This window comes from bacterium, from assembly GCA_023382385.1.
Taxonomy (GTDB): Bacteria; Electryoneota; RPQS01; order RPQS01; family RPQS01; genus JABWCQ01.
This window is the reverse complement of record JAHDVH010000002.1, coordinates 330834-349092: the sequence shown is the minus strand read 5'-3', so window position 1 is coordinate 349092 and position 18259 is coordinate 330834. Positions and strand designations below refer to the sequence as shown.

Annotated in this window: 14 protein-coding genes; 6 read left to right on the top strand and 8 right to left on the bottom strand. The window is 56.4% G+C overall.

Annotated elements, in window-relative coordinates; translation table 11 throughout:
• Positions 1–211 precede the first annotated feature (211 nt).
• The 8 genes from KJZ99_05715 to KJZ99_05680 all read right to left on the bottom strand — a co-directional run bounded on the left by KJZ99_05715 (position 212) and on the right by KJZ99_05680 (position 11242).
• Positions 212–1432, bottom strand: a complete 1221-nt coding sequence (locus KJZ99_05715) for a cytochrome c3 family protein (GenBank protein MCL4305392.1) — start codon at positions 1430–1432, stop codon at positions 212–214.
• On the bottom strand, positions 1429–3420 hold the full coding sequence (locus KJZ99_05710; GenBank protein ID MCL4305391.1) for a cytochrome C: 1992 nt from the start codon (positions 3418–3420) through the stop codon (positions 1429–1431). Before KJZ99_05710 ends, KJZ99_05715 begins: the two co-directional genes overlap by 4 nt.
• Positions 3421–3442: 22 nt before the next feature.
• Positions 3443–5074: a peptidyl-prolyl cis-trans isomerase gene (locus KJZ99_05705; GenBank protein MCL4305390.1), complete on the bottom strand. Its 1632-nt coding sequence runs from the start codon at positions 5072–5074 to the stop codon at positions 3443–3445.
• 1 nt (position 5075) lies between these two features.
• Positions 5076–6152, bottom strand: a complete 1077-nt coding sequence (locus KJZ99_05700; GenBank protein MCL4305389.1) for a hypothetical protein — start codon at positions 6150–6152, stop codon at positions 5076–5078.
• The gene (locus tag KJZ99_05695; protein MCL4305388.1) at positions 6152–6721 is read right to left on the bottom strand and encodes a hypothetical protein; all 570 of its coding nucleotides are present in this window, start codon (positions 6719–6721) and stop codon (positions 6152–6154) included. The genes KJZ99_05700 and KJZ99_05695 overlap by 1 nt, the downstream gene beginning before the upstream one ends.
• Before the next feature lie 23 nt (positions 6722–6744).
• Positions 6745–8829, bottom strand: coding sequence for a hypothetical protein (locus KJZ99_05690; protein MCL4305387.1), 2085 nt, complete (start codon positions 8827–8829; stop codon positions 6745–6747).
• A 319-nt stretch (positions 8830–9148) separates the two neighbouring features.
• Positions 9149–10216 carry a hypothetical protein gene (locus KJZ99_05685; protein ID MCL4305386.1) on the bottom strand — a complete coding sequence of 356 codons (1068 nt, stop codon included), beginning with the start codon at positions 10214–10216 and terminating at the stop codon, positions 9149–9151.
• Positions 10217–10318: 102 nt separating this feature from the next.
• Positions 10319–11242 (bottom strand): hypothetical protein, encoded by a 924-nt coding sequence (locus KJZ99_05680; GenBank protein MCL4305385.1) that lies wholly within the window; start codon positions 11240–11242, stop codon positions 10319–10321.
• A 572-nt stretch (positions 11243–11814) separates the two neighbouring features.
• On the opposite strand from KJZ99_05680, the gene hemC reads away from it, so the two are divergent.
• The 6 genes from hemC to hemG are packed head-to-tail and all read left to right on the top strand — an operon-like array spanning position 11815 to position 18258.
• Positions 11815–12726: a hydroxymethylbilane synthase gene (gene hemC, locus KJZ99_05675; protein MCL4305384.1), complete on the top strand. Its 912-nt coding sequence runs from the start codon at positions 11815–11817 to the stop codon at positions 12724–12726.
• Positions 12705–13442, top strand: coding sequence for a uroporphyrinogen-III synthase (locus KJZ99_05670; protein MCL4305383.1), 738 nt, complete (start codon positions 12705–12707; stop codon positions 13440–13442). Before hemC ends, KJZ99_05670 begins: the two co-directional genes overlap by 22 nt.
• A 13-nt stretch (positions 13443–13455) precedes the next feature.
• Entirely contained in the window at positions 13456–14496 is a 1041-nt protein-coding gene (hemE, locus tag KJZ99_05665; GenBank protein MCL4305382.1) for a uroporphyrinogen decarboxylase, read from the top strand.
• Positions 14497–14498: 2 nt separating this feature from the next.
• Positions 14499–15893, top strand: a complete 1395-nt coding sequence (gene hemN, locus KJZ99_05660; GenBank protein MCL4305381.1) for an oxygen-independent coproporphyrinogen III oxidase — start codon at positions 14499–14501, stop codon at positions 15891–15893.
• Between the two features lie 9 nt (positions 15894–15902).
• Entirely contained in the window at positions 15903–16856 is a 954-nt protein-coding gene (gene hemH / locus KJZ99_05655) for a ferrochelatase (protein ID MCL4305380.1), read from the top strand.
• Positions 16840–18258 carry a protoporphyrinogen oxidase gene (hemG, locus tag KJZ99_05650; GenBank protein ID MCL4305379.1) on the top strand — a complete coding sequence of 473 codons (1419 nt, stop codon included), beginning with the start codon at positions 16840–16842 and terminating at the stop codon, positions 18256–18258. Before hemH ends, hemG begins: the two co-directional genes overlap by 17 nt.
• Position 18259: the final 1 nt, after the last annotated feature.

The window sequence follows — 18259 nt, the reverse complement described above, 5'->3', positions numbered from 1 at the left end:
CTTGTGTTTCAAGGCACTTACGTCAGAGTCTCATACTACGGCCTGCGAAAAGAGGCTCGCACCTCCAAAAACACTGAATACTGGAGTGAGCGGTATTTTAATTTGTCCGGAAATGCAGCACAGCGCAAACTTATCAATTCATACCGATTGCAGCACCACAAACAGAAAAACCCGGACTTTCGCCCGGGTCTTCCTTGGCTAACTTAGTCGCTTACTTATCGCGGTGGCAACGCACGCAAAGTGCGCGATCGGCTGACGCAATCATCAACGGCGCGGCGGTCCAGGAGTGAAGATCGTGGCAGCTGATGCAATCGAGCGGGCCGCCCGTCAACGGGTTCGTTACCTTTTCGCCCATCGGATGCGCCACCTGATGCTGATGCTTATGACATTCCGCGCAGAGTTCCAGACTCGGCTTCTTCAAGTATCCCGCATTCGTGTTGCCGTGAGCTTCATGACATTTTCCACAGGCGTAACGCGCATGCGGATTATCTCCGACCACCTTCACTCCTTTAGACGGATCATGACACTTCACACACAGCGTCTTCTCATTGGCGGTCAGCAGATGTCGTTGATCCGCCGCGTGACCGTTGTGGCACATCTGGCAGGAATTCTCTTCCGTTGCGCCGTGCGGTTTATATTGAGCGAAATGTGCGGCCTCCGCCTCGTGGCACTCTCCACACACTTTCTGAACCGCACCTTTCAAAGGATAGCCGTCGGCGGTCTGCTTGGCCACGTGACAGGCGGCGCAGTCCTTGTCTTCGAACGGCGCATGTTTGTTGCTCATGACGAGCGACGGAGAGTCGCTCGCATGCGGGTCGTGGCAGGCCGAGCAATTCGCATTCACAGGATCAAATCCGACGTGCCGCTCGCGCAGCCTCTGCTCGTTCCCATGACACGTCTTGCATAGCTGTGTCAGGTTCTGAGTCAGCAGGTTGTCATGAGATCCGCCGTGAACATTATGGCATTTCGCGCATTGCCCGACGCGCATGGGCGCGTGAGTATTGGGCTTCGCAAGCCAATCCCGCACTTCGACGTGACAGGTTATGCAGAGATCCTTCGTCGCAACATTTAGTAAGTCCGCCTTGTCTGCGGCGTGCGGATCGTGACAGCGTGTGCATTCGCCGCGAGCCACCGGATCGTGTTGATGCGAAAGCTTCGGCCACTCCGCAGCTTCCGTATGACAGCTTGCGCAAAGCTCCGCTTCCTTGTCCATCAACAGAGCTTCGTGTCGAGACGCGTGCGGAGCGTGGCAGGCGCTGCACTCGCCGTCTTTCACAGGCTGATGCACTTTGGGCTTCGCGAGCGTCGCCACAAGATCGTCATGACATTCCAGACACACCTTGCGCTGATCCACCTTAGGTAACTGGGCAGCGGTCAGGCCGATGAAACTCAGAACGGCGATTAGCACTATCCAAAAGATAAACTGTCTCATCGTTTGTCTCCTTCCGCAACATGGCACGTTGCGCAGTCACCGGACTCGAAAGGCGCGTGCTGGTTGCGCATCAGCATCCGTTCCCGGTCGGAACCGTGTGAATCGTGACAGAGTGCACAATTCATCTTTTCGCCGGTCTGCCCTAAATGGGCTGTGCGAAAATCAGCGGTCGTCACGTCGTGACAATCCAAACACAATCCCGGCATTGCGGAGGTCAGCAGCGATTTGTGCGAACTGGTGTGAGCACTATGGCAGTTTAAGCATTCGCCGGATGCCGCGGGCGGGTGTGAGAACTTCGCCGTGCGCGCACCCTCGATGTCCGCATGGCATGTGATGCACAAGTCAGCCGCTCGCGCAAGCAGCAAATGCTTGTTCGAGCTTTGATGCGGATTGTGGCAGGCTGTGCACTGTCCGTCCGCCACCGGCTGATGCACCGACTTGGCCGTTTTGATCTTATCCGTGATGTCCGAATGGCACTCGCCGCACGTCGTCGTCACCGACATGTTCAACAGGCCGTCGTGATTGGACGCATGCGGTTGGTGGCAATCGAGACACGCGCCGTCCACGAACGGCGAATGAGCGACCGAAGTCTCCTCAATCTTCATTTCCGTGGCATGACACGTCGCGCACAGCGAATTGTCGGTGGCTTTCAGCAGCTTGCTGTTTGTGCCGCCGTGCACGGTGTGACAGGATGCGCAATCGCCCTTGCGGAACGGATCGTGAACATCCACCTGCGCAAAAGACTTGCGCAATTCGTCATGACAATTCAGGCACAGTTTGTCCTCCGACTCCTTCAGCAGCCCCGCGCGGTTTGTGCCGTGAGGTTCGTGACAGCTCCAGCACTTACCAAGCTTTGTTGCTGAATGTGTGAACGGCTGGCTCAACTCAACCGAGATATTGTCGTGACAACTTAAGCACTGTCCGTTACTCTTGTCCTTCAAGAGTTTCTGTTCGGAGTTTCCGTGTCCTTCGTGGCAGTTCGTACAGGCGTCTTTGGCGGCGGAGTGCGCGTGCGCAAGTCTGGTCTTCTCAAGCTCGGTTGAGTGGCACTCGCCGCACACCTGCAAGTCGTTCGCTTTCAACAGTGCGGGTTGTGTCGTGACGTGCGGATTGTGGCACTCCGTGCAATTTCCGTCCTGCACGGGCGCATGCGTGTTCGCACCGTGTTTCTCAAGCGGATCGTGGCAGGTCGCGCAGATCGCTCGCTCGTCCTCATTCAGCGCAAATGGCTTTGACTCTGTCGGCGCGACGTGACAATCCGAGCACGACGGCCCCTCCATGACCGCGTGTACCGTCTTGGGCAGCAGCGCTTTGGTCTCCGAGGAGTGCGGAAGGTGACACGCTGAGCAGTCCTTGCCCGCGACGGGATAGCCCGCATGCTGCTTCGCAAACGTGGCGTCCTGCCCACCGTGACAGCTCGCGCAAAGCTGGGTTTGCTCCTGATTCAGCAGTGCTGCGTGATCGCTGCCGTGCATATCATGGCAGGCGCCGCAGCCTTGCTGGAGGGGCTTGTGTTTGTGCTTTGCTTCAAACTGTGCCGCATCATGACATTGATAACACAGGGAAGGCAATGACGCCTTCAGCAGATTCTTTTCCGTGCCGCGATGCGGATCGTGACACTCGGTGCAATGCCCCGCGCGCGATGGCTCGTGCACAAACTTCGCCGACAATCGTAACGAGTCCGCGGCATGACAGCTCAGGCAGAGATCCGCGCCGGTATCCTTCAAGCGCAACGCGCCGACTTTTCCGTGCGGTAAATGACAAGCGGCACAGTCACCTTTTTCAGCCGGCTCGTGCGCAAACTTGCCCCGATACTCCTTCGCGTCATGGCACTCCAGACAATTCTGCTGCTTGCTAAAGCGTGATCCGCGCTTGACCTGAGCCTCGATGTGCGGCGGAAATGCCAAAGCTGCAATGAGCAGTCCGGCAAGCAGATTGATTGACAGCCACTGCAAAAAGGATCGAAATTTCAGGAGAAAAGTCTCCATGGCTTGGAAGTTCTCGGTTAGTTCAGTTGTTCCGGGGAGTGTCGGCCTGCAAGCTCTGAATGGCTTGTTGGTTGATCACGATCTCCGAATCGTTCCGCAAGTCGCGGATGGTCGCTTCAATTGCTTCGAGTTGCTTCTTTTGCTCGATATGTCCGCGAATACTCGACCGCACTTCGTCGAGCGAACGGCGCGGACCAGGCTCGCGCTCAACCAGTTTCAACACCACAAAGCCCTCATCTCCCAGTAGCGGAGGGAGACACCCGCCGATGGGAAGCATCTCGATCTGCTCGGCGATCATGCTCGGAAATTTCTCAAGATCCGCCCACTCCCGCAAGCCGCCGCGATCTTTGTATTCGTCAATCGAATACTGCTTGGCTATCCAGGTGAAATCTGCGCCGGCCAGAATCCGCTCATAGTCCATCTGCGCTTCTTCCTGTGTCTCGCGAGTGATGATTGCCACCCGCACGCGGCCCGGCTTGTGGAACTTGTCGGGATTCGCATCGTAATAAGCTTTGATCTCGGCGTCGCTGATCTTGATAGTCGGAGCAATGACGGACTCCAAGTAGCGGACGATCATCATCGAGTCTTTGAAAGCTTCGGCTTCCTCGTCTAATCGCGGGTCATCCACGTATTTCTGCTTATGTGCAATTTCCTTGAGCAACATGATTTGGCGCTGCTCATTGAAAACCTCCCACAACACTTCCCGCGCATCGCGATCCTTGCGCGACACAAAGCGGTGAATGTACTTGTTCTGAAGTTCGTCTTCAAGCAGTTCACGCGACTTCCCGACGCGCAGCACCACCCGCTTGCTGGCCGGCATATTCAAGTCGATGCGTTCCGGAATTGAATCCACCGCTGCGGAGTCCGCCCAGACCAAAATGGATTCCGCTTCGCGTTCGATGAACTCGTTACGAATCGCCGTCGCCTTGTCCGACCAGAGCTGCTCGTAGATAACCGATTTCACGCTGTCATACACTGCCTTGTCCGGCGGCAAGAATGCGTCAGGTCGCACCAAGGCCCATGTCCTCCACAAATAAAGGGGGCCGAGCAGTTCACCCGTGCGAGCGCCTTCAAGCTTCTCAAACAGTGTTTCGGGAAGACTATATAATGGATATACTCCGGCATCCCCGCCGAGGTCACGATACTTGTCAATCGCGTAGCGCGAAGCCAGCGAAGCCATCGAGACGCCGTTGCGAATACTGTCGGCAAGGCTGGCGCAAAAACCCGAGTCCGCCACGCATATCAGTCTCAGCATCGCTCTGCGGAAGTAACGCTCAAATCCCGCACGCAACTCACTTTCCGGAATCTCAAGATTCTTCGGCTGAATGTCGGCGATTAACTGCTGATAGGCAATCATCTCGCGAAACCAGCGAACGGATTCCGTGATCGTCTTTTCCTGATCCAACCCCAGTGCGTAGGCGTCCTGTACGATCAATTTATTATTGATCATGGACTGTACCAGCCGTTCAAAGTCGAAGTCCGTGCGCTGCACTTCGGTTGTCTGTGCAGCGTGGATCCGGCCCAACTCCCGAGCCAGCATGTCCGTTGTGATTTCTTCGCCGTTTACGGTGGCGAGGACTGCGGGTGCCTGTGCGAACGCGGTTCCGAACAGCGTCACAATTACGAGCGAAGGCAAGATAAGTAATCGGTTCATACTATGGTTGGTTGGTCAATGTGACGTGTGACCGCGTGATATGCAGGTCGTTTACGAAATCGTGAATCATATCCTGTGCAAGGCGTGCCGGACTGTGCACGGCGCCGAGCTTGAAAAATCGTTGCTTGTCTTGTCCCGTGCGCCGCAGATTCGTCGCCCATAATACAAGGTTCCGCTTCGGCTCAATCATCCGCAGCTCCAGCGAAACTTCAGGAACGCTCCCCAGGCCTGCAAGTCGGGAAGAGGTGAACCCGCTGACCGCTCCCGTAATCACGAGGTCCGCATCCAGACTGTCCGCAAGTGCGCGGCTTACAACATCTACGGCCTGTCCGTATCGCAAATCCTCAGTCTGAAGCTGCAGGTTGCGAACACTTCCGGCGTCCAGCACCGTGAATCCGCGTCGGCGCATTTCCGCGGCAAGCAAGTCGCTGATCAGCAAGCTTGCGTATTGGGCTTCTGATTCGTCCACCGGCGGAATGATGGCCACGCGTTGGCAGGGAATCTCGAGCCGACCCTTGCGCGTCCGGAATGTCATCCCAGAAACTCTTCGGTCTGATTGCTTCAAGCTTGCTTTTAAGGAACGAAAGACTTTCTTGACGGTCCCTTTTGCCAGTCGCTCCTGCCCGTGTGCAGGTGTTGACAATAGCGCATCGTTTCCGCCTCCTGAACTGACCGCGCAATTGCTCCAGAGCACCTGCGTGTCTTTGCCCCGTATCATCCGCGCACAAAGTGCTGCCTCCGTGAACGTGCTCTCCGCCGAGAATCTGTGGATTGCTCCGGTGATAATCGACGTGACGTCCAACAAGGCGCACAACTCTCGAACTTGGTGCGGCGTTGGAGCTGCGGTGTTCCTGATGCGCAAGTCTCGTAACGCCGACAACACGGAGTCTTCCACCGCAACCGAGAATCCCTGTCGGATCAGCAGCCGCCGCGCGTGCTGATTGACGATCGAACGTGCAGACTGTTCGACACCTTCCTCTGTGAACGGAAGCAGCGCAATACGTTCTACTGTCTGTCCGTTTACGCTATGACAAAGAAGCACAAATACATGTGCCGCTATGAGCAGGTGACGGAGCATCAGCTCAACAGCAGCTTGACAAGCTTGCGAACGGCTTTGTGAACCGCATCGCCGCGCGAATTGTCGCCTGCTCCGAACGTGCGAGCAACCGGACCCGGACCCCCCACGGAAACGGCCGCCGACCAAACTGTGGTTCCGGTCTGACAATCCACCATGCGCGCATCGATGCTCACAACATGCGTGGAAGACGAACGGCCCGGCAATTGGGTGGCTTCACCCACTGAACCGAAGACTATTGCCTGAACTCCCAAAGAGTCCGCCACGCGCCGAAGACCGGCTAAGTCAAGCTCGCCCGCCCGCGTCTGACCGATGTCGCGCAGAACCCGTGCGGTTTCACCCGGCTCGACCACGTCAAACGCCTGCGCGGCGAGCACTTCGGTGATGAACAAGCGCGTCGCATAGGCGGAGACACCCTGCTCGGTGGACAAATTCTCGAAATTCGCGACTGCGATTCGCTCTACAAAACCGAAGTCATACTCGGGATGCAAAAAAACCGTCGCGCGTTTCGCCGCACACCCCGAAAGAACCGTAGAGAGAATGATAATCGCAATCTGTAGTCTAATGTGCATTGCCGGAACCAATATTGTTCTGATTAAAATCGCGAAAGCAGCGATATGCGTGACGAATAAGTTGTGGCAAAGTCCGCCCGCTCGTTGACCGAGTAGGATGCCGTGATTTCCGTCCGGCTCGTCCAATAGTATACCGTCTGCAGTGAATACTGATTTGCGTCCTCGGCCAAAGAACCTTCGATCCTGTTGAACGTGCCGCCGATGGACAGCTTGTGCGATGGATTCCATCCCACAATGGCGTCATAGCTGCGATCGGTTCGAGTCGGATCCTCGGAGGTCGTGGCGCTCGTGGTGATGCTGATCTTATCCGTCAATCGGTAGTTCAAGCGGCCGCCGACGGACGTGCGGTACTTGCGAACAGCCGATACATGAGCGTTCTGTGTTTCATATCTGTGCGTCACGGTGATCTGTGAGCGCGTCGTCGGTTCACCCTCGAACGCGGTGGTCACCGAACGCGTGAAAATCACGTCGTCAGTAGCGAAACGCTCGTCCTCGGCATAGGCAAACTGAGAGGTCACGCGCAGAGCGGGAAAGAGCAGCGCATTGATATCCGCTCTCAGTCGGTTGTTGCGCCGCGATAAGACTTCGTCCAATTGCTCGTCCGAACGCTCCACTAACCCTGCGGTGCTCAGCGCGCGATTCCACTTTGATCTTACGATTGCGCTGATCAGTGACGTCTGGACGTCTCGGTCGCCCGCATCAAGGTAATTGGAACGGCTCCACGTGTAGCGCACCGCTGTGTCCAGCAGGCGGAGACGGTTGAATCTTGTGGAGGCCTGAAAAACATCTTCTTCGCGCGCCAAGGCAAACTGTGTCTCACTCTGCCGCAGCACGTCGCCGCCAACTTCCCACCCGAACCACTTTGCCGGTTGAACTTGTATGCGGGCCGAACCGCGATGATCCGTCGTGCGTCCCAAATCCCCCAACTGAGTTCGCGTGACAAATCCTCGCAACTCCGTCACTTCTATCGGAGTGATTTGCAGCTGAGGAGTGAGCGACAGCTTAATGTAGCGCGTCTCGACCGGAGCAAAGGAAAACTCGTAGCGCCAGAACGGCGACCTGAACGTCCCCCGCACATCCCGCGCGACAGGTGTCCAAGTGAGATTATCCGAGCTTTGCCAAATCGACCAGGTGAGCGTTCCGACATCGAGCGTATCCACATATAAGAAGAGGTGATCCACGGTGACGGGCGCGCCGAAATCCAATCCAAAATTGTGCGCCGTGCCGTTCACGAGATTATAGTCACCCGCCGGAATCTCCGTGATGCCGTCTACCAACGACGGTGCGCTCTCCAATGCGTCAAATTCCGGTGAATTGTCCGCAAGATAAAGCCCCGCCATCGTCGGCAGCGGAACCAGCGTCTCACCTGTGGCGGATGACCGTTCACTCTCCTTGCGCGACGTAATCTGATATCCTGTCTGAAAGCTGACGATGCGTTTTAACAGGCTGGTGCCGAAATCCGCGCGTCCGTTGTGCGACTTGGAGCTGCGGTCGATATCGTCCAGCTCGTTATGCGTCAGGTAGTCCGAATATTCATAGTTGAGATAGAGCCTGCGGTGGTTATATGTTCCACCTGCCGCCATCGTGCGGCTGCGCGTGTCATAACCCAATAAGTCCAAATCATTGACGTTCTTAGCCCAGCTCAGGGAACCATACAGGCGCGGCAACGTCTGCCAAGTTGTTTGTGTGTAAACAGATGCCATGCGGTTGGTCAGCCTGTTCGTCCCCAATTCGTCGCGATCCGCCCGATAGGAAGCGTTGGCTCGCGTGTCCAAAACGCCCATGTTCCAGTTGATGACCCCTGTCGGACTGACCTCATTACTCCACAAGTACGGGCCATCTCCGATTTGACTCCGCAGGTGGCGAAACAATCCGCTCAATGAGTAGCGAATTGTTGGTGTCGGACTTCCGCTCGTGAACAATGTGTATTGCTGATCCAACGATCGGGTGCGCGTGTCCCCCCCTTCGGAGGTCGTCGCGTTGCCCGAAATTGTCCCACCCCAGTCCGCCCGCACATCCGCTGGCCCTACCAACATGCTAAATAGGAGAAAGACGCTGGTGGCGATGGCCCGGTTCAGGCCTGAAATATCTCGAAAACGCGCTCGCATCGGAGCTTTCAAATATAATCAATAATAGTTATGAAGCGTAATCGTTTATCTGTCACATGCAGGGGCAAAAAGAAGGACCGTTGCCATGGATAAGGGTCCGCAACCGGTCCTTCACAGTAATTCGAGTTTTGCCGCCGCTGTGTGCAGCCTTTTAATTCTTGTCTAATCAAAGAGCAAAAACGCTCTACAAAGATTCACCGTGGTTCCCCGGCCCATGCCGGGGAGAAAGCGGTACCGGGGAACCACGGTATCCAACCCGCGAAGTTAAGAACTGCTGCCTATAGCTTGCGAGGGAAGGGATCTACAGGCTCGCAATTCACTAAAAAGGGTTGTGGTTGTTACGATCCTTGTTGTGGCACTTGTTACACATCGAACGCTGGTTCGGGCTGTTGTAGGTCTGCGGCATCACATAAGAACCGGACTCAACACCATCCTGCTGGAAGAAAGTAACGTTGAAGTCCCAACGACCTGAATTCTGAGCGCTGGATGCGTGTGCACGGTGGCACGAAATGCAGCTCACCTTGCTGTTAGCGTCCGGGCCTGCAGTCGACGTGATCAACATGTCAGGATCTTCAAACGCGACCTGCGCGAGATAAGCCGTTGCAGGGCTGCCGCCATTCTGATCCATCGTGCCGTTGTAAGTGTTGTAGATGTTCTGAATCGCTGAACTCATGCCAACGCCGCTCGGGTGACGATACTGCGTATCGTTCTGATGGAAGTTGCCATGGCAGTTCGAGCACCAGCCGCTCATACCGCTCTTGTATGCGATGTGATTGCTGTTCGTTTCGCTCGACCCTGCGCCGGAGAAAGGCAGACCTTCCGCGATCGGTGCTGGCTGAGTGTAGCTGAAGTTACCCGGTTCCGCGCGCTCGCCGACACCGTACAGAAGACGGTAGTTCTGGTTGCCGTGCGGATTGTGGCAGCTCGTGCAGCCCAGTTGCGAGGCGGGGTAGTTGCCTCCCGGGGAAATCGGATTCAAGGCATCAGCCACCGTGCCGCGGCTCGGTGAAATCACGGTGTGACCCGCACGCCAACCCGGAATCGGGTTCGCGCCGCCAAGACGTCCGTCATTGATATTGTCTTCCAGTAGGAAGGCAAAGTTTCCCGGGCCGCGTTCCGGACCCGGAGCCATCGGATCGGCCATCCATACCGCGCCACGGCTCGTGGCATGGCAGGACAAACATAGATCCGTCGCGTTCGCATACTTCAGCAAATACGGGTAGCCTTGACCTGACGGGTCAACCAGCCCATTATTGCCGTTCGTATTGTGCATCGTGTGGCAGCCCGCGCAATACGCCACACCTTCATCATGAAACGCCAGCGCGTTCGATAACGGCAAGCAAACCAGCGCGGCCGTTACCAGGAAAAGAAGAACCGACCGTCTCATTAGAGACCTCCTTAGACGTGAGATATCCATCCCTATCGGGGAATGTTTCACAACTTTGTTTTTTGTTATTGTATGCATATATGAAAAGGGTTGTCCCTTGAATTACGAGCCTGTCACAATCGGAGTCACTTGCGGCGTAACAGCCTGCACGCGATTGGCATGTATCTGACCTACCAGCAACGTCCCGTCATGACACTTTGCCAATGCGGTCGGGTGAAAGAACCAGCCCTCCACCAATCCGGCTCCGCCGATCTCATACTTGTAAAGTCCGTCGCTCCCGATGAACTGCAGCAGGTGACGGTGCTTATCCAAAACCACATATCCGCCGTCATCGGTTGGACAGCACGCTGCCGGAAAACTTAACTCACCGGGTCCGCCGCCGCTATAGCCTACGAAGCGAATCAGCTTGCCTGCCAGGTCCATCACCGCCACCGTTCCGGCTATCGGCAACGGAAGAAGCAGCCGGTCACGGTCAATCAGGAAGTTTCCAATCACCGGCGACATCCGCGTTGCTTCGTCGTCACCCAGTATCTCAAACTGCTCAATCGCTGAACCCGAAGACGTATACGTGTTCATTCGCAGCGGCTCGAGGGACAGGAGATACAGCTTGTTCTCATTGTCTAAGACGAAGTCCGCAGGCTCCAGTTGAGAACCATCTTCGGCAGTCAGATCAAGATGATTCAGAAACTCGCCGTTGTAATCGAACACCGCCAGCGTGTGCGTCCGCGTATCGCCTAAGACGTAGATCCTGCCCTGCGCGTCAACCGCGACTTTCCGCGGTGATACGACGTGACTGCGCGTCGAGAATTCGAAATTAAAGCGGCGCTGCGAATCATAAATGACAATGCGCGAAGTGGAAGCGTCCGCGAGGAATATGTCGCCCGTGTAACGATCCACATACAAATTCGTCGGCTGAGGACTGCCGTTGTCACCCGCCGGGTAACGAAGACTCTGCGTAATGTCGTAAGTCTGCGACCATGCCAACTGAGCGAATACCATCATCGCGACCCACAGCAGAGTCTTCACCGTTCGGCAATTGAAACTGCATCTGGACTTGAGGGTATACATTACTCTTGTTCGCATCTGTTGACGGTCTGTTCGGCTGCTTGAACGTAAAATCGGCCTTATTTGTCAGATTTACAGGCCATTTTACCGCACTCAAGCTTGCAACAAAGATACAATATGGAAGAGGAAAACGCAAAGGCACCTGTGGATACTCCACAACACACATTCGTCCGCTGCGACGACGACTAAGCAGTTGAATTATCTTGCGAAAGATTTCACGAACCCCCCTTTGTGGGTCAAGTGCAATCGTGCAGTTATAGACTTAATAGGAGGAGTAGGCTTCCAAACTCCTCTTTTCCAAGTTCCAATTGGTGCAAACAAACCAGTCGCTTTTGCGCGCTCTTCGATACTAACCTTTTGTGAATACTAAGCACAGTTTCGGAAACTCAAATGTGACTATTTATATCCAATTTCCTCCTGTCATAGATCGTGACTTTGCTACATATTCGCTTCGTGACAATTGCATGACACTCGATTGAGGTGTGTTTGTTATGTTGAGTGCCGAAAGTTGACCATAATTACGGATCGAACTCATGATTATCGGAACTCGGGGCAGCGACCTCGCCCGCACACAGACGAACTGGGTGAAAAATTTCCTCGAACAGAAGTTAAATATGACCATCGAGGTCAACATTATCACCACGCAGGGTGACCGAGTCACAGACCGCCCTCTACGCGAACTGGAAGGCAGCGGCTACTTCACGAAAGAACTCGAAGAAGCCCTGCTGGACGGGAGAATAGATGTCGCAGTGCATTCCTATAAGGATATGCCATCCAGAGCCCCCGAAGGGCTGACGTTGGCCGCCGTTTCTGCGCGCGAAGATGCCGCCGATCTGCTCATTATGCGACCGGATGCTGCGACCTCTGATGAAGACGATCTCTTCCTGAAACCGGAAGCACTTGTCGGAACCAGTGCCGTCCGCCGCGAAACCCAATTGTTGGCGTTGCGTCCGGATCTGGAAACCAAAGATCTGCGCGGCAACGTCCCGACACGTTTAAGAAAACTGCGTGATGGCGAATACGATGCTATCATGCTGGCGAGTGCCGGCGTTCGCAGGCTCGCGCTCGATCTCTCCGAGTTTCGCGTCGAACGTCTCGCTCCGTCGCTGTTTGTTCCGGCCCCCGGTCAAGGAGCACTCGCTATTCAAATGCGCGCGGATGATTCGCGTCTTTCCATAGTGCGCGAGGCCGTGCACAACGCTGAGTCTTTCACTGCAACCCGCATCGAGCGGCAATTGCAGGCCCTGTTTGGCGGCGGATGCGGCTTGCCGTTAGGCGCATACGCATCCCGTAACGGCGACGTGTGGATCATGGAAGGTTTCTGGTTTGACGCGCTGTCCGGGCCAGTGCGCGCCACCGTGCGCGGCAATCTGCCTGATGCGTTGCCGCAGGAACTCTTCACCGAACTTTCCCAGAGTCAGGCATGCTCCAGCGGGTGTTGTTAATCCGTCAACCGGAACTCTGCAGCGAACTCTGCGACCTTCTGCACGCGGAAGGCTTCGCTTGCTCGGCTCTTCCGGCCACCACAACAGAGTATATCACTCCCGAAAAGCTGGAAATCGCCACGCCGTGGGTTGCCTTCACCAGCGCGAACGGTGTGCGCGGACTCTTTGAAGCACTCCGGAGCACAAAACAGGTTCTACCCTTCGACGTCATGATTGCAGCCGTCGGTGAGTCAACCGCCAACGCCGTGCGAGTGTACTTCGCTCAAGAGCCTGAAGTCATCTCCTCGGTGGGAACCGGAGCGCACCTCGCGGAAGAGTTGAGCCGCACGCTCCCGCTCGGGACGCAACTGCTCTATCCGTGTCCAGACCAGCACAGATCGGATTTTGCGGACATCTGCCGCAGCAATGGTCTATTAATACACGCGCTGCCGGTCTATCGCACGATTGCACGCGAGCCACGCGAACTTTCCCGGCAACTGCAATCGCATCTTCCGGTGGACGCAGCAGTCTTTTTTGCACCGAGTGCCGTGCATGCACTTCACCGCGCTCTGCCGTTGCCGTGGCCCTTCGCGGCCATTGCCATCGGCCCGACGACTCAACGTGCACTAAGCGCACTTGGACACTCACGAATCTCTACAGCCACTCACCCCGACGCACTATCCATCACGAAAGCCGTTCGCGCGAGTCTCATGCAACACGAGCCCGATCATGTCTGAAGTCATTTCCGCAATGAAACCTGTATCTGAACAGCGCACCGCAACCTCCAAGTATGTGCGTGCCGCACGCGGTGAAGCGCTCGCCATTCCTCCCGTATGGCTCATGCGGCAGGCGGGACGTTATCTTCCCGAGTATCGCGCCGTACGAGAACGGCACGATTTCATCTCCGTCTGCTACACACCTGAACTGGCTTGCGAGGTTACCCTGCAACCGATTCGCCGCTTCGATTTCGACGCCGCCATCCTCTTCAGCGACATCCTGTTGCTTGCAATTCCCCTCGGAGCAGGATTGCACTTCGACAGTGGACACGGCCCTGTGATTGAGCGGCCGGTGCGTGCGCACAACGACGTTTCCAAACTGCGGGACTTCGACCCGCGGGAAGAACTCGGCCAAGTTCTCGATGCCGTCAAATTGATTCGTCGCGAGCTTCCCGATGACAAAGCCCTGATCGGCTTTGCAGGTTCACCCTTCACCGTGGGCTGTTATCTGATTGAAGGCGGCAAGCCCGATCCCTTCAGGCGCACGAAACGGATGATGTATGCGGACTCGCACGCGTTCTCCGAGCTCATGGAGAAACTCAGCACGTTAACCATCTCTTATCTGCGCGCGCAAGTCGAGGCCGGTGCCGATGCGCTCCAGCTGTTCGACACGTGGGGGGGGATTCTCACGGACGACGAATACGCAGAGTTCAGTCTGCCGCACTTGCAGCGGATTTTCTCCGAATTGAGATCGCTCGACGTCCCGCTCACCTACTTCGTTCTGAACGGTATGCACCTTGAGTCTGCGGCGAAGGTTGGAGCAACTGTTTACGGCCTGGATTGGCGCATGAGTTTTGAGCAGGCAGGCCGCCGCTTCGGTCAGCGTGTCGCACTGCAAGGAAACCTTGATCCCATCCTGCTGCTGACCGATGAGCGGACGATCCGCGCGCGCACTCGTCAGATTCTGAATGAGGCGCCGCAGCGCGGCCACATCTTCAATCTTGGCCACGGGATTCTGCCCGAAACGCCTATCGAGCACGTCGACATTCTGCTCGATGAAATTCGCGGAGAATAGACATGAACCGCTTAAGCTGGCACGACATCTCTGAAGAGCGAGCCTTCGCGCTGGTCAACGAGCTGGATGGCCGCGGGCCGCGATATACCTCTTATCCGACTGTTCCCGTATGGCATGCTCCGGTCCGCGAAGAAGCGTTTGTAGATGCTTTACACAGGCTGGGACAAGAGCAAGAGAGTATCGCCGTCTACGTGCACCTGCCGTTCTGCCGTCAACGCTGCCTCTATTGCGGCTGCAACGCGCACATCACCCATGACGAGTCGCGCATGAATAGATACATGGATGCGCTCGAAAGTGAAATCCGGCTGGTCACAAGCAAGTTCGTGCGCCCTGTTCGCCACAGTCAATTGCACTTGGGCGGCGGAACTCCCACATATGTTCCGCTGAATCGCTTGGCGGGCATGCTTGATCTGTTGATTGAGAAAATCCCCGGTGCACCCGTCGCGGATCGTTCCGTTGAAGTGGATCCACGTGTCACCACCGACGAACATCTCGAGCTGCTTGCCGCACGCGGCTTCCGCCGCATTTCCGCCGGATTGCAGGATCTGAATCCTGAAGTGCAGGCAGCCGTGCGGCGTGAGTACAATTTACATGAGATCACCGGATTCATCACCCGCGCCCGCGAGTACGGCTTCACGAGCATCAACATTGATCTGATTTACGGGCTGCCCCGTCAAACGCGCACAACATGGTTGGAAACCCTGCAAGCCGTGGCCGGATTGCGGCCTGACCGACTTGCTTGCTTCGGTTACGCTCACCTGCCGTCGCGGATGAAACATCAGCGCGCCATCGACGAGAATGATCTGCCCTCCTCGCGTGAGCGCCTCGGCATGATCTTCGATGCCCATCGCGTGCTCGGTGACTCCGGCTATGTGGGCATCGGCATGGATCACTTCGCGCTGCCCGACGATGATCTGACCCTCGCTCAGAATCAAGGCCGTCTCTGGCGCAACTTCATGGGCTATACCACCACGCGCGGCCTTGAACTGCTCGGACTCGGCTGCTCCGGAATCAGCGAGTTTCGCAATCTCTTCACTCAGAATATCCCCTCACCGGAAGCCTACGCTGACGCGGTTGAAGCGGGCCGCCTGCCCCTCGAGCGCGGACACGAACTGAGTGCCGATGACCGGACAACCAAACAGATTATCAACCACTTGATGTGCAATCTTGAGATCAACTTGCCCAAGCATATGCACGAGCTTGGTGACGAATTCGTGGCAAGAATGAACTCGGCAATCGATCACATCTCCTCCTTCGAGAGCAGCGGGCTGGTCAAACGCGACAACGGCGGATTTCGCGTCACGCCGCTTGGGCAGCTCTTCGTAAGGAACCTTGCCATGCCCTTTGATCGCTACCTCGCCGATCAGGCGAACGTCGTCTACTCGAAAACCTTGTAGGAATAGATGATGAGTGAAGCAATCCTACTGGTAAATATGGGCGGCCCCGCCCGCCGCATCGACGTAGAACCCTATTTGCGTGAAATCTTCAGCGATCCCGCGATCATTGACCTTCCGGCGATTATCCGCAAGCCGCTTGCGTCGCTCATTGCACGGAGCCGCGCATCAGAAGTCGCCGAGCGATATGAAGGCATTGGCGGTTACAGTCCGCTTTTCGATTGGACGGAAGCTCTTCGACAAAACATCTTGAACGAACTCTCCCTGCGCGGCGAACAAACCGAGGTGATGTGGGCATTCCGCTATATTTCGCCGACGATCCCTGAAGCGATTGCCGCGCTCGCCGGAAAAGGCATCCGTCATCTCAACGTCATTCCGCTTTTCCCCCACTACACGCACACGATGACCGGTTCGGTGATGAAAGAAGTCCGACGAGCAGCTAAGTCCTGTCACCTGACGTTCGACTACATTGAAGACTGGGGACAGGAGGAGAGCATGCTGGCGATCTGGTGGGACTACCTTCGCGATGCTCTGTCGGAAGCAGGTCCGCGCGCGCGCGTCATGTTTGTTGCTCACGGCATTCCGAAAATCTATGTAAACCGAGGTGACGACTACCCTGACCGCGTCTGTGCTACAGCGGAAAAACTCGCGCGGAGCTTGCCGCACGGAACGCGCTGGATAGTTGCCTATCAAAGCAAAGTCGGACCCGTCGAATGGACGAAACCATATATGGAAGATGTGCTCTCTGAATGGACCCAATGTGACGATCCCATCGTCATGATGCCCCTGAGCTTCGTTTCCGACTGTCTCGAAACACTCTACGATCTCGATTCCGTTGCTAAGGAAATTGTTGAGCGGAAGGGTGTCAAGAAGTATGTTCGCGTGCGCGTCTTCAATGACGACACGCGCTTCTCCGCTGCGTTACTCAATTTGTTGCGGGAGTCCTGTCATGCCGTTGCCTGCTAATCCCCTTCGGCCAAGCGTCGTGGTAATCGGCGGAGGTGTCGCCGGACTGGCCAGCGCCTTTCTGATTCGCACCCTCGCGCGCGAACGCGGAGCAGACCCGCAGGTGACTATTCTGGAAGCCGCAGCTTTCACTGGTGGCGCGACGCGCACGGAACTCGCCGAAGGCTTTCTCTGCGAATGGGGACCGAACGGTTTCCTCGACAATGAACCTGCGACGCTTGAGCTTGTCAAACTTCTCGGCCTCGAGCAGCGGCTGGTGCGTGCCTCCGGACACGCGAGCAAGCGCTTCATCTATCATCATGGCAAGATGCGCGAAGTGCCGCTCTCTCCGCGCTCGTTCCTGCAGTCGGACATCCTGCCTGTCGGAGCAAAACTGCGCATGGCGCTCGAACCGGTTATTCCGGCCAAGCGCAATGGTTATGACGAATCCGTCTATGACTTCGCCAGGCGTCGCCTTGGAGAAGACTTCGCGCAATACATGATCGACCCGATGGTTTCCGGAATCTTCGCGGGCAACGCCAAAGAACTTTCGTTGCGCGCCGTCTTTCCTAAAATGGTTGAGATGGAAACCGAGTACGGCGGTCTGATGCGCGCGATGATCGCGAAGAAGCGTGCTGCCAAACAGTCCGGCGAATTGACGGGCGGACCTGCCGGAGCGGCCGCGACGCTCACGACGTTTCGTAACGGCATGGGTGAACTTACCGAGACTCTCGCACAGCAGCTTGCCGCTGACATCATTACGAACTCGCCCGTCCAGTCCTTGCGGCCGCGTGGTGAAGTCTTTGAGGTTCACGCAAAAGGCAGAACCCTTACGGCGGACGCCGTCGTCCTCGCATGTCCCGCATACGCCGCAGCCGAGATTCTCAATGCTGTGTCCTCAAACGCCGCCTCAGCGCTACGGGAAATTCCCTACGCTCCAATCGATGTGGTCGCCCACGCGCATCCCATCGCTGATGTCGGTCATCCTCTGGATGGTTTCGGAGTCTTAATCCCGCGCGGTGAGGACTACCGCGCACTGGGATCGCTCTGGTGCGATGCCATCTTCCCCAATCAGGCTCCGCACGGATTCCATCTGCTTCGCACCATGATCGGCGGAGCGCATGATCCCCAGATAGTGGACCTGAAAGATCACGAAGTTGAGCAAATCGCCGCCGACGAGCACCGCCGTTTGTACAACGTGAAGAGCGCGCCTTGCTTCCGTCGGATTTTCCGTCACCCTAAGGGCATTGCCCAGTATACGCAAGGTCATCTAAGCCGTATCGGAGAACTGGAGCTTCTCGAAAGACAACTTCCGGGATTTATCCTGACGGGAGCAGGCTATCGAGGCGTGTCGGTCAATGGTTGTGCAAAAGACGCTTTCCGCGTCGCGCGCACGCTGCTCGCGCAGTGGAGGATGGCCTGAT